Here is a 13,540-nt window from a genome sequence, read left to right on the forward strand (position 1 = left end):
ATATTAATTATGCTTGCCGTAAAGTACAGGCCTGCTTCATGCTTGCTGGTTAATTTCATTCATTGGTTAATCTAATTTATGTCATAAACTGTTCACATATGTGCTCAGAAGTAGCTGTATCGAGTTATCCATATTTTGTTATAGTAGGGTGTGTTAACGTAATTACATATGAATGGATATTGTAGAACAAGGAAGGTGTATCTTTTGCGTAAAGTTATGGCTTTACTTATCTTTGCAATGACATTGCTAGCAGGTTGTAGCAATGACGATGGAGCTGGCAAGGGACACAATGCTCATGCAAAGCAGCAAGCAGACTCATCAGCGCCAGCAGCTCAGCTTATTCCGATACAAGTAGATCTTACAGTACCTGAAACCGTGACGGCAAATAAAGAAGTAACTATTATTGCTCGTGTTACGCAAAAGGAAGCAGCCGTTGATGATGCGAAGGTTGTGTTTGAATGGTGGTTAGATGGAGAAGAGCATCAACGCAATGAAGGGAAATGGGGCGAAGATGGAAAGTATGAGTTTACACACACTTTCGATAAGCCTGGAGCGTATACTGTCATTTCTCACGTTGATGCAAGAGATCTTCATTCTATGCCTAAAAAACAATTTAAGGTTAAGTAATAGGTGAGATAAAAAAATCTACCTCTATATTAGATAGAAAAGCCCCTGTACCACGAGGGTATTAGGGGCTGCTGATTATTTTTATTTTACAAATGCAGGGTCCGCATAAGGATGAGCAATCCATCCTTCTGTCTCAATAAATAGACGAACAGCTACAATTTGACGTTTATCTGATAATGTAAAGAAATGAGGAATATTTTCAGGTACAGAAATGACATCTCCTAATTCCACTAGCACATCAATATAACCGATCTCTTCAGATGCTTTAATAATGAAATAACCTTCGCCTGCTGTTATGGCACGAACCTCATCCTCTGTGTGAGTATGAACCTGTTCAAATTTCTTTAATAGTTCTTCGATATTGGGAGTAGCATCAGACAATGCGACTATATCCCAGGTTAAATAGCCACGACGGGATGCTAAATCGCGAATTTCCTCGTCGTACACGGATAGAATTTGTTGTTTCTCTTCATCAGAGAGAATAAACTTTTCCTTAAGTGCAGCAGGAAGTTTATCTCCTTCCCAATGTTCATACAAAACTCCAACACTATTCAAATACTCCCGTATTGGCTCTACTCCAGTTATCGTTTCATTCGTGTTACGGATTCGAATTTGTGCCATAGCCGATCCCTCGCTTCTCCAATTGTATTATTCCATTAGGTTTACTTGGTATTATAGTACAGAGGAAATGATTGGGCAAGAAACATTTTTATTCACACCCGAAAACCTATTCTTTCCTATTGGTTGGACTTCTGCTACACTTAGTTCTAACGTTTTGAGACAGAGGTGGGCAGGCGGATGACGAAACCATTATTAACCGCGCGTATGCAAGAGCGCATTCTTATACTAGATGGTGCAATGGGCACTATGATTCAACAAGCTGATTTGATTGCTGAAGATTTTGGTGGAGAGCATTTGGACGGTTGTAATGAAATATTAGTTGTTACTCGTCCTGATGTCATTCGAGATATTCATGAACAATACTTGGCTGCGGGTGCAGACTTGATATCAACGAATACGTTTGGTTCTACAAGTCTTGTATTAGCGGAGTATGATATTCAAGATCGTGCAAGAGAGTTGAACTTAGAAGCTGCTCGATTAGCAGTTGAGGCGGCGGAGAAATATTCGACTCCTGAACATCCTCGTTATGTTATTGGTGCTATGGGACCAACGACAAAGACGTTATCCGTTACTGGTGGCGTTACGTTCGATGAGCTAATCGAAACGTATTATGATCAGGCGCTGGCGTTAATTGAAGCAGGTGTTGATGTCATGTTGTTAGAGACATCACAGGACACATTGAATGTTAAGGCGGGATCTATTGGTATCCAGCGTGCTATGGAGGCAACAGGGAAAAAGCTGCCGTTAATGATATCTGGTACGATTGAGCCAATGGGTACGACGTTAGCAGGGCAGAATATAGAGTCCTTCTACATATCTCTTGAGCATTTGCAACCAATAATGGTAGGTTTGAACTGTGCAACTGGTCCAGAATTTATGCGCGATCATATAAGAACGTTAGCGGGAATTGGAAAGACGGCAATTAGCTGTTATCCAAATGCGGGCTTACCCGACGAAAATGGTTTGTATCATGAATCTCCTGAATCTCTTGCACGAAAAATTGCTGCCTTTGCTGAACAAGGCTGGCTTAACGTAGCTGGAGGGTGCTGCGGTACGACTCCGGAGCATATTCGTGTGCTTGCAGAGACGTTATCAAAGTATGAACCGAGAAGAGTCTATGGTGATCATCCCCCAGCTGTATCGGGTATTGAGACAGTGTACATAGAAGATAGCGGTCGCCCTTATATGGTTGGAGAGCGAACAAATGTATTAGGTTCACGCAAGTTCAAGCGATTAATTTCCGAAGGCAAAATTGAAGAAGCTGCTGAAGTTGCCCGTGCGCAAGTTAAGAATGGGGCGCATGTCATCGATGTTTGTTTGCAGGATCCTGATCGGGATGAAGCAACAGATATGGCTGCCTTTTTACAAGAAGTTGTTAAGAAAGTAAAAGTGCCTCTAGTTATAGATACGACCGATGCGAAAGTAATCGAGATGTCTCTGAAGCATACACAAGGTAAAGCGATAATTAACTCCATTAATCTTGAAGATGGCTTGGAAAAATTCGAGCAAGTAGTGCCGATCGTCCATCGGTATGGGGGAGCATTAGTTGTTGGTACGATCGATGAACGTGGACAAGCTATTACACGAGAAGATAAATTAGAAGTAGCGAAGAGGTCTCACGACATTCTAGTAAATGATTTTGGAATACAATCCGAAGATATTATTTTTGATCCACTTGTGTTCCCGGTAGGTACTGGTGATGAACAGTATATTGGGTCTGCCAAAGAAACAATTGAAGGTATCCGATTAATTAAACAAGCGTTGCCAAAATGTCAAATTATATTGGGAGTTAGTAACATTTCCTTCGGTCTTCCAGAGGCTGGTCGTGAGGTGCTTAACTCCGTATTTTTATATGAATGTACAAAGGCAGGGCTGGATTACGCAATCGTAAATACAGAAAAGCTTGAGCGTTATGCATCGATCCCTGAGCATGAACGCAAGCTGTCTGAAGAGCTGCTGTATAACACAAATGATGCGACTTTAGCAGAGTTCGTAGCAGCATTTCGTAATCGTAAGGTTGAAAAGAAAGAAAAGATAAGCAATCTTACATTGGAAGAACGTCTTGCATCTTACGTTGTAGAAGGAACAAAAGAAGGACTCATACCTGATCTAACATTGGCCTTGGAAAAATATATGCCGCTTGAGATTATTAACGGGCCGTTGATGAAAGGCATGGAAGAGGTAGGCCGATTATTCAACAACAACGAGCTTATCGTTGCGGAAGTATTGCAAAGTGCTGAAGTCATGAAAGCCTCTGTTGCTCATCTAGAAAACTTTATGGAGAAGAACGAGAGTGCTGTAAAGGGTAAAATCTTGTTGGCGACTGTAAAAGGCGATGTACATGATATTGGTAAAAATCTAGTGGAAATCATACTATCTAATAATGGATATCAGATTGTGAATCTAGGTATCAAAGTCCCGCCTGATCAGCTGATCGAAGCGTATCGCAAGGAGAAGCCGGATGCAATCGGGCTATCTGGTTTGCTTGTAAAATCAGCACAACAGATGGTTATCACAGCTCAAGATATGCGCAGTGCAGGAATCGATGTTCCTATTTTAGTGGGCGGAGCTGCATTGACACGGAAGTTCACGAAAAATCGCATTAGTCCAGAATACGATGGTCTTGTTCTCTATGCAAAAGATGCAATGGATGGATTGGACTTGGCTAATAAACTAATGGATGCGAATGAACGGTCTATATTGGTGGAAGAACTAAGAGCACATAAGGAAAGGTTAGCTCGTGAGACGGAAGAAGAACAGGTACTGCCTGAATTAACGAGAGTGGAACGATCTGCTATTGGTGAGGCGCAGGTGTATTTGCCACCTGACTTGAACCGTCACGTTATTCGTGACATTCCAACAAAGCAGCTTGTACCTTATGTGAATATGCAAATGTTATTAGGTCATCATTTGGGTCTAAAGGGAACAATAGACAAGCTCTTGGCTGCTAAAGATCCAAAGGCAGTGGAATTAAAGGCGACGATTGATGAACTTCTTATACATGGTGAACAAACGGGGCAATTGCGTGCTAATGCTATGTATCGTTTCTTCCCAGCGCAATCTGAAGGGAACTCGATTCATATCTACAATCCAGATCGTCTAGAGGAAGTACTCCATACATTTACTTTCCCTCGTCAGAAAGTAGCACCGTATTTGTGTCTTTCGGACTTCCTTCGTTCGAAAGAAAGTGGTGTTATGGATTATGTTGGTTTCCTTGTAGTTACTGCAGGTGAAGGAATCCGGGATCAAGCTGAGCTGTGGAAGCAAGAGGGACAATATCTGCGTTCACATGCTTTGCAATCCTTAGCATTAGAATTGGCGGAAGCATTGGCAGAGCGGATTCATCATATGATGCGGGAAGTATGGGGCTATCCAGATCCTGATACGATGACTATGAAGGAGCGCTTTGGCGCCCGCTATCAAGGTATTCGAGTTTCCTTTGGCTATCCAGCTTGTCCGGATCTAGAAGACCAGGAGCCATTGTTCAAGCTTATGATGCCGGAAGATATAGGTGTCCTACTAACTGAAGGATTTATGATGGAGCCAGAAGCATCTGTTAGTGCTATGGTGTTTGCGCATCCGCAAGCTCAATATTTTAATGTAGATAAAGCGTGATATAGGAATCATAATAGTATTAGGATAAGAAGCCTCTGTCCGTCATTACGGTGCAGGGGCTTTATTACAAGCTCAATATATTTATCGTCTACAAGTGGGTCAGAAAACGTATACGCAATGAGACTCATAAGTTTGAGAGGGGTGTTAGTGTGGACATTTATTTTCTGGGGACAGGGGCAGGTATGCCATCGACAACGCGGAATGTTAGCAGCCTCGCACTTCGCTTGACAGAGGAGAGAGGAACATTTTGGTTGTTTGACTGTGGCGAAGGTACCCAGCATCAACTTCTGCATTCGCCATTAAAAATGAGCAAATGTGAATTTATATTTATTACGCATTTACATGGTGACCATCTATTTGGGCTACCGGGATTTCTTTCAAGCCGCTCATATCAAGGAGGACAGACTCCATTAACGGTATTTGGGCCTAAAGGTATTGGCGATTACATGAAAGTCTGTTTCGGAGTAAGCCGAACCGAGGTTTCCTATCCGCTGCTTATCAAGGAGATTGAACCAGGAGTCGTATGGGAAGATGATCAATTCATTGTAACCGCGATGCAGCTCTCGCATCGAATTCCTACACTTGGTTATCGTATTGTGGAGAAGGATCGTCCTGGTAAACTAAAGTTCGAATTGTTGCGTGATAAAGGGATTCCACCAGGACCAGTATATGGTCAGCTTAAACAAGGTAAAGATGTGCAGTTGCCGAATGGGGAGTTATTGTTTGCTACCTCCGTGTTGGGAGAACCATTACCAGGTCGAACGGTTGCTATTTTGGGAGATACGAAACCTTGTGATAATGCAGTACGTTTAGCTCGGAACGCTGATTTACTTGTCCATGAGGCTACTTATATGCATGACAAGGCTGATAATGCGAATGAATATGGTCATAGTACGGCACAGCAAGCTGCAGAAATTGCAAGGGAAGCTGGTGCGAAGAAGCTTGCGCTGAACCACTTCAGTTCCAGATATAAAGAAGGGGAACAGATGGATGAGCTTCTAACGGAGGCACAGAGTGTATTTCCCAACACGGTACTTGCATTGGAACATCATGTTGTTACAATTGCAGAAGGCGCGGAAGGAACGGCGTAAGCCGTTTTTTTCATATCGCAAATACGAATTATTTTCCGGGAAAGCGCAGGATATGACAGTTAGATGAAAAAGCGACTGAATAAATAACCGCGTGCACCATTTCGACAGGTTGCTATATCTCATGATGTCGAAGGATTGGATATAGAACGTGCTTGCAACGCTGCTTTGCGTTATTTACAATAAATGAAGCAACTTACAACATGAGGCCATCAACGAGCTAAAGTTAAGTTACATATGGTTTAGAAAAGAAAGGTGGACACACACCATGCATCATATTGGTTTTACGATTGTTGGGTTTGGTACGATTGCAAAGACACATCTTGTAGCGCTACGTACATTGCCTATCATTAAACGATTGCCGGTCACTCCCGTATTGGATTCATTAGTAACGAGAAGACCAGAGGCTTTGGCGGAACAAGCGAAGCAAATTGGCTTTCATTTTGTGACAGATAAACTGGAAACTGCGTTAGAACGTGGTCAATCACAGGCAGTAAGTATTTGTACACCTAATGCACTTCACGCTGAGCAGGTAAAGACTGCAATGAGTTTCAATCAAGCCGTGTATTGCGAGAAGCCTGTAACAGAGTCAGCTGAGCAAACAGCTAAGTTATTGGCTACTGTACCAGCACACTACCCGCAACAACTAGCTTTTACATTCCGATATCATCCAGCCGTGATGCGAATACGTGAGTGTCTTAAGGAAGGAATCATCGGTGATGTGCTACAGTGCAACATTGCGTACATGCGTTCAGGTTATTTGAATGCAGACCGTCCATTCAGTTGGCGATTAAGTGATGAATTATCTGGTGGTGGGGCGATTACGGATATAGGTGTCCACGCGCTTGATCTAGTTCGTCATTGGTTTGGGAATTTTAAACAAGTAGATGGTCGTACACATACGTTTGTTAAAAATAGACCTGTATCTGTGCATTCTACGGAACAAGTTGAAGTGCATGTAGATGACTGGGCTTCGATGCATATAGAAACAGAAACGGGTATACGTGGCTCTATAGAAGTATCTCGCATTGCTTACGGATCAGATGCTTTCCGTATTCATATCGTCGGTACTAAAGGAAGTATGACATGTGATTTGGAAAAAGATCGGATGCCCGATGTACATTTAATAAGTGGTGTTGTGCCAAGCCTACCAATACCAGATAGCCTAGAACTGCTGCCGGATGAGAAGGCTACACTTGGTGTGTTTCAGGACAGCCATTTTGCCGCTCTTCATCATTTTATTTTGAGAATGACGGGAGATAATCGTTGGGCTGATATTGCACCGACCTTGTCAGATGGATATGCTGTTGAACGCTGGGTGGATAAAGTAATCGCTTCTTCCAAACAAACGGACCAATAAGGTTCGGTATACGACTAAGAGAGAAGGAAACGTATGAAAGGATTCATCTACACACTTCTTATCCTTACAAGCATGTTGTGGGGAGGCAATTTTGTAGCGAGTAAATTACTTGTCGATCATGCGGAGCCGCTGACTCTAGTCTTATTTCGATGGGGAATAGCGATTATCGTATGGCTGCCTATTGTATTGAAAAAAGAGAGGAAAATACTTCCTCCTCGTGCTGCTTGGCTGCCGCTTCTGTTAATGGGGCTTACAGGAGTGTTGCTGTTCAATGTATGCATGTTCTATGCACTGGAGCACACAACAGCTACGAATACAGGTTTAATTTCAGCCTTAAATCCTATTATGATTGCTCTTTTGAGCTTTATCATTTATCGTGATCGTTTACATACGCTGCAAATCGTTGCCATGTGTGTTTCTTTTAGCGGGGTTATTTATTTCATCCTACAAGGTGATTTATCACGTTTATGGTTAATGTCATTTAATATTGGAGATCTATGGATGCTAGGCTCCGTTCTCATTTGGGGCATATATTCAATTGCATCAAAATGGGCTATGATGTATATATCACCGTTTTTGTCCACGTTCTGGGGAGGTATTATCGGTGTACTGTTCATGCTTCCGTTGGAGTGGCGAAACTTGATCTCAACGACAGGGGATACCTGGTTCTGGATAGGTATTGCCTATACAAGTGTTGGTGCTACAGTTGCAGCTATGATGTTCTGGAACATTGGAGTACAGCGTGTAGGAGGAACACAAGCAGGAATGTTTCTAAATTTAAACCCAATATTTACCGGGGTGTTTGCGTACTTGATATTGAATGAGCAGATGACAATGCAGCAATGGATCGGTGCAATTATTGTACTTTGTGGGGTATTTGCTTTTACCATTATCGGAATAAAAACAACTAGAGAGGAACAAAGACGCCATGAGCAAAACAATGCCGAACAAGCTTCATGCGTTCATTGACTTGGACGGGACGATGTTTCACGGATCTCAAGCTATAGATGGAGCTGATCGTTTAATTGAGTGCTTGCAAGAGTGGAAAGTGCCTTATTTGTTTGTGACCAATAACTCTACTCGTACCCCGCAGCAAATAGCAGCGCTAATGGAGAAAATGGGCATTCAAGCAAGAACAGAGGATGTACTGACTTCTGCGCAGGCGGCGGCCATGTTTATTCGAGATCATTATAAAGATCCATTTGTCTTTATGATTGGTGAAGAGGGATTACAGCAGGCGTTATCGGATTGTAATATTCGATGGACAAGTGATCCTTCAATAGCAGAACAGAAGCAAATTGATGTTGTCGTTCAAGGACTTGATCGACAATTTACTTATAATAAACTGGAAGTTGCTTCGATTGCAATTCGTAAAGGCGCAGCTTCTATTGTGACGAATCCAGATGTACAGCTGCCTTCAGATAAAGGAATTTCTCCTGGTGCAGGCACAATTGCTGCGGCTATACAGGCTGCTTCAGGCGTAGAACCTGTTTGTATCGGAAAGCCAGAAGCGATTATTATGCAAGTGGCGCTTAAACAACTTGAGTGCACAGCATCTGAGGCGATCGTGGTTGGAGATAATTTGTTAACAGACATCCAGGCGGGTATTCGAGCAAAATGTCTTACGGCATTAGTGCTTACAGGAGTGACCTCAAAGTCATCTTATGCATCGTATAGAGAGAACAGTAATGACCTTCCGGATTATGTATTTGATAATCTTGAGCAAGTTAGGCTGCTGTTCGAGCAGAATTATGAAAATAATGATACAGAGAGGGCGTTGGAATAGATGGCAGAACTACCTGAATTAGAGCGAGAGCGTAAAAAGATGAATCAGTTGTTTGTAGGGCAACGATTTAGAGCGATTTCACTGTTGAAGGAATCTTGGGCGAATGTATCCATTGAGCAATTAGAGCAAGGATTAGTAGGAAGACAGCTGTTATACGTAGAGCGTCGTGCTAAAGGAATTGTATTTCATTTAGACGATGGCAGAAGATTATTATTAACAGTAGGGAATGGAGCGCTGTTCCATACAACAACTTCAGCAGATACAGAAGCTGGTATGACTGATAGTGCTGACTCTATAGATGCAATCGCAAGTGTTACTGTTCAACCACAATTGCTTATTTCATTTGATCAAGGAAGCTGGAATGTGACTGGCGCGCGTACTCTTTCACTCCAGTGGCTGAGTGCCAAAGAAATGGATGATATTGCGAAAGAATGGGGACTTGAGCCGCTTAGTCGCAATTTAAATGCAGCTTTGTTCCAAAGTCGATTTGCAAAGAGGCGGACAGCACTTCGCACAGCTCTCACGAATCAAGCTTTGATTGCTGGTATTTCTCCTGCAATTGCTGATGAGATTTGTTTTGGAGCAGGTATTATGCCGACTGTAAAAACAGAGACGTTATCGTCCTGCGATTGGGAAGCGATATACACAAGCATGGTTCAATGGCTTCAAGAAGCTATTGAACAGCCAGGAGCTCCTACTTATGCAGTTAGCGGTCGACAAGGTGAGGCATGTAGTAAATGTCGGACGGAGTTGTCTGATGTACTGATAAGTGGAAAAGTTTCTGTATACTGTTCTTCCTGTCAGCATGAACATGCTCCTGAAGCTGTCTGTACACATGGCTAATGAGCTTAGCTATGGCTGCCACATTAAGTTAAGTGGCGGTTATGTTCGCATGGCAGAAAGGGCAATCGCTCTGTATGAACAGGAAGGCTGTTCGAGCTTTCAGTTTTTTGCAAAGAACCCACGCAGTTTGCAGGTGAAGCAATTTGTAACAGCAGAGGCCGAGCGTTGTCGTCAATTGATGGAACATTACCGATTGCGCTCGGTTATTCATTCTGCCTATCCTTTGAACTTGGCGATATCGATTCATGATCAACCTGAGGCGGCCATACAACATATTCAAAGCTTGTGTAATGACCTGGAAATTGCCGAGGTAACAGGTGCAATTGGAGTCGTTGTACATTTTGGAGTTGCAAAGAAATCTAACCGTCTGGCAGGCTATCAAGATATATTAACCACATTAAATACCGTGCTGGCTATGTATAAGGGGCCAGCGCTTATTTTATTGGAAAACCAAGCGGGCCTGTATGGTGGTATTGGCTCAACATTCGAAGAACATGTTCAAATCAAGCAATTATGTATCGACCCGGAACGGGTTGGATTTTGCTTTGATACATGTCATGCCTATGTGAGTGGCTTATGGCATGCGGATAATCAATTAGGTACGGAACAACTTTTACGAGATGGAGATCGATTGGGCTACTGGGATGATGTAGAAGTCGTTCATGTGAATGATGCAGCAGAACCGTTTGGCTCTATGAGAGACCGTCATGCTCAGCTTGGCACAGGGCATATATCATTGGCGGCGATGAAAGAGCTGCTATCTGCGTCGCAGCTACACGGAGTGATGAATGTATTGGAGACACCTGCAAGTGATGTGTCATTTCATCAGCCGGAATGGGAAATCTTGAGGCAGCTGCATTATTCGAATTAAGCTGTATGTATGATATTCACAATCAATTTGCCTCGTATAATTAATGGTGTTAATTAATTATACGAAATATTGAAAAACGTTGTAATATAGAGAGGGTGCGAAGATGATCCATGTGTATCTTGATGATTGGCGCAAATGCCCGGATGGATTTGTACTAGCGCGGAATATGGAGGAATGCATATTGCTCCTTGAAGGTGCAGAAGTTGATATTTTATCGCTGGATCACGATTTGGGGCCTGATGAACCGACAGGTACAGAGTTAGTGGCAGAGATGGTCAATCGTGGTTTATATGCAAAACAGATTTATTTGCATACGTCCTGTGATAGAGGGCGCCGTCGTATGTATGAGATGCTGTATATGAACAAGCCGAATGATGTTGAACTGCATAATGGGCCTATGCCTCTTCATTTACTCGAGCAAGTTCGGAGCCTAAGTTAAATGAGCATTGTTATTCAACAACTACGTGAAGCCATAATGAATGGACAAGTTCCGTCTGATATCGATCTTTTATATTTGTATAGTCCATTGTGTGGAACATGCAATGTAGCTAGTCGGATGCTGGATGTTGTTGAGCATTTACTGCCCGAACTGCGATTTGAACGTTTGAATGTTAATGAAGTGCCTGATCTGGCTCAGGCGTATCAAGTTGAAAGTGTGCCTTGTCTTTTGATTTGGCGTACAATTGAAGTGAAACGAAATCAACAAGATTTGATTTCGCACAATGTCTTCGTGTATCCTCAGAAAATATATGCTTTTCATTCTATCCCATATCTGTATGAGCGGCTAAGAGGAGGCGGCATGGATGATTCATCTCGATGATGTAACATTTGAACGTCAAGATCGCACAATCATTTATCCGTTACAGTGGCAAATGAAAGCTGGAGAACACTGGACGATTCTTGGCAGAAATGGTTCTGGCAAATCAACGCTGCTTGAAATGATTCTAGGATACCATTTTCCTACCTCAGGTAAAGTTCGTGTTCTAGGTCATACATATGGTCGTTGTGACGTTCGGGAAATTCGAAAACAGATTGGTTATATAAGTCAATCACTTGTGGAAAAATTAACAATGCGTGATCCTGTGTGGGAGATCGTCGCTACAGGCATGCAAGCACATTTGCGTTTGTTTGATAAGGAAACAGATATCCTGAAGGAAAGAGCAGTAGAACAACTTCGTATGGTTAGACTTGCTCATTTGGCAGAACAGTCTTTTGGGTTGTGCTCGCAAGGGGAACGCAAGAAGATTCTGCTGGCTCGTGTCATGATGAATAATCCTAAGTTGCTCGTTATGGATGAAGCTTGTGCAGGACTCGATCTCTATGAAAGAGAGATGTGGCTTACAGACCTGTCAAATTTACTCGCAAATGATGTACATCTCGTTCATGTTACGCATCATCTTGAAGAAATTGTACCGTTATTTACACATGTAGCTTTGCTGCACAAAGGAAAACTTGTAGCCGCTGGTCCTAAAGAAGAAGTGCTGTCTCCAGAAAAGCTCTCCAAAACTTTTGATCTGCCTATTGCAGTAAATTGGATGGACGGCCGGCCTTGGGCGCGCATAAAGTCGTAGTAATGCTTGGAGGAAAAATAAGTTGTCAGTTATTAGTAATGAAATACACCCAACACGTAATTATGAACTAGGATCCCATTGGATCGTTACAGCTAATCATGGCTATATCCCATATGCGCAGGAAGAATTGCGCCGGAAATATAATTATTTGAAGAGTACGATTCTTGTTTCTGGTGAAGTTGCTTTCATGGAACTTCCTGAATCAGAAGGAGCGGTGTGGGATCTTCTTCGTCGTGAACCAGCTATTTTTATTCGTGATGCCTATCCAGTTCATATTATTCTACCCGTCGATGCTGTCTCTAGTGAAGAAGATGCCGAGCAATTATGGGGTGAGCTTTTAGAGAGAAGTGGTTTGTCTTTAGAAGGTAAATCGTCAGGGGCTGTTCATGTACGAACATCGCCTAAAAAAGTGAAGACAGAAGATGCTAGTGATAAAGAAGCTGTATTCCAATGGCGCTCTGCTATTCAATTAGTGTGGTCAAAGCAAAATATTACTGCGGCCGTTCAACAACCGGATTTCATCTTAACTTTATTTGAGCATGAGCAACAAGTGTACGTAGGATTAGCAGCTTTCGCCGATCAACAATCGGATTGGCCAGGTGGAGCCATCCGTTTCCGCCGTGAAGATGGACAAATTTCTCGTGCAAAATTTAAGCTGTTAGAAGCAGAGCAGGTATTTGGATTGGACTTCTCTGCATATCGAAATGGTTTGGATGTAGGTGCAGCACCAGGGGGCTGGAGCAGTTTGTTACTTGAGCGTGGAATTCATGTAACAGCAGTGGATCCGGCTAAAATGCATCCTTCTCTCATGGATCACCCGAACTTTACTTATTATGGGCGAAATGCAGCTGAGGTTGTTTTTGAACCAAATGAGTTTGATTTAATTGTATGTGATATGAGTTGGAGCCCGAAGCATACTGCACAGCTAGTGATTCAATTGCTTGATTCTCTTGTTTATGGTGGTACTTTGATTGTTACTGTAAAACTTATGCACAAGAAGCCGCTGCAAACGATACGTGATTGTATGGAGATGTTTGAGAAGCATGCAACGATCGTTCGTGCGAAGCAATTGTTCCATAACCGTGATGAAATCACGCTGTATATGCTTAAAAATTAAACCGTATTATTTTTACAAACAAGCTATAGACAAATGATGGA

13 protein-coding genes are annotated in these 13,540 nt (G+C 42.5%); 12 read left to right on the top strand and 1 reads right to left on the bottom strand.

Annotated elements, in window-relative coordinates; all coding sequences use genetic code 11:
- The first annotated feature begins 195 nt into the window (after positions 1–195).
- Positions 196–627: a FixH family protein gene (locus FPZ44_RS08445; RefSeq protein ID WP_261378251.1), complete on the top strand. Its 432-nt coding sequence runs from the start codon at positions 196–198 to the stop codon at positions 625–627.
- Positions 628–708: 81 nt separating this feature from the next.
- Here FPZ44_RS08445 and FPZ44_RS08450 read toward each other — a convergent pair whose 3' ends face one another.
- Positions 709–1,248, bottom strand: coding sequence for a 1,2-dihydroxy-3-keto-5-methylthiopentene dioxygenase (locus tag FPZ44_RS08450; protein ID WP_144989226.1), 540 nt, complete (start codon positions 1,246–1,248; stop codon positions 709–711).
- Between the two features lie 177 nt (positions 1,249–1,425).
- On the opposite strand from FPZ44_RS08450, the gene metH reads away from it, so the two are divergent.
- The 11 genes from metH to FPZ44_RS08505 all read left to right on the top strand — a co-directional run bounded on the left by metH (position 1,426) and on the right by FPZ44_RS08505 (position 13,499).
- Entirely contained in the window at positions 1,426–4,863 is a 3,438-nt protein-coding gene (gene metH / locus FPZ44_RS08455) for a methionine synthase (protein WP_144989228.1), read from the top strand.
- 149 nt (positions 4,864–5,012) lie between these two features.
- A complete protein-coding gene (gene rnz / locus FPZ44_RS08460) occupies positions 5,013–5,954 on the top strand; it encodes a ribonuclease Z (RefSeq protein ID WP_144989230.1) in 942 nt (313 codons plus the stop codon).
- 265 nt (positions 5,955–6,219) lie between these two features.
- The gene (locus tag FPZ44_RS08465) at positions 6,220–7,311 is read left to right on the top strand and encodes a Gfo/Idh/MocA family protein (protein ID WP_144989232.1); all 1,092 of its coding nucleotides are present in this window, start codon (positions 6,220–6,222) and stop codon (positions 7,309–7,311) included.
- A 33-nt stretch (positions 7,312–7,344) separates the two neighbouring features.
- Positions 7,345–8,280: a DMT family transporter gene (locus FPZ44_RS08470; RefSeq protein ID WP_144989234.1), complete on the top strand. Its 936-nt coding sequence runs from the start codon at positions 7,345–7,347 to the stop codon at positions 8,278–8,280.
- Complete coding sequence (locus tag FPZ44_RS08475) at positions 8,240–9,097, top strand: HAD-IIA family hydrolase (RefSeq protein ID WP_144989236.1); 858 nt, start codon at positions 8,240–8,242, stop codon at positions 9,095–9,097. Before FPZ44_RS08470 ends, FPZ44_RS08475 begins: the two co-directional genes overlap by 41 nt.
- Positions 9,098–9,940 (top strand): DNA-formamidopyrimidine glycosylase family protein, encoded by an 843-nt coding sequence (locus FPZ44_RS08480; protein ID WP_144989238.1) that lies wholly within the window; start codon positions 9,098–9,100, stop codon positions 9,938–9,940.
- Positions 9,933–10,811, top strand: a complete 879-nt coding sequence (locus tag FPZ44_RS08485) for a deoxyribonuclease IV (protein ID WP_186785968.1) — start codon at positions 9,933–9,935, stop codon at positions 10,809–10,811. The genes FPZ44_RS08480 and FPZ44_RS08485 overlap by 8 nt, the downstream gene beginning before the upstream one ends.
- 103 nt (positions 10,812–10,914) lie before the next feature.
- On the top strand, positions 10,915–11,250 hold the full coding sequence (locus FPZ44_RS08490) for a cyclic-phosphate processing receiver domain-containing protein (protein ID WP_144989242.1): 336 nt from the start codon (positions 10,915–10,917) through the stop codon (positions 11,248–11,250).
- Positions 11,251–11,631, top strand: a complete 381-nt coding sequence (locus tag FPZ44_RS08495) for a thioredoxin family protein (protein WP_261378252.1) — start codon at positions 11,251–11,253, stop codon at positions 11,629–11,631. It abuts the gene before it with no gap.
- Positions 11,615–12,382: an ABC transporter ATP-binding protein gene (locus FPZ44_RS08500; protein ID WP_144989244.1), complete on the top strand. Its 768-nt coding sequence runs from the start codon at positions 11,615–11,617 to the stop codon at positions 12,380–12,382. The genes FPZ44_RS08495 and FPZ44_RS08500 overlap by 17 nt, the downstream gene beginning before the upstream one ends.
- 22 nt (positions 12,383–12,404) lie before the next feature.
- On the top strand, positions 12,405–13,499 hold the full coding sequence (locus tag FPZ44_RS08505) for an SAM-dependent methyltransferase (RefSeq protein WP_144989246.1): 1,095 nt from the start codon (positions 12,405–12,407) through the stop codon (positions 13,497–13,499).
- Positions 13,500–13,540: the final 41 nt, after the last annotated feature.

This window comes from Paenibacillus agilis, from assembly GCF_007786455.1.
In the GTDB taxonomy this organism is placed as follows: domain Bacteria; phylum Bacillota; class Bacilli; order Paenibacillales; family Paenibacillaceae; genus Paenibacillus_B; species Paenibacillus_B agilis.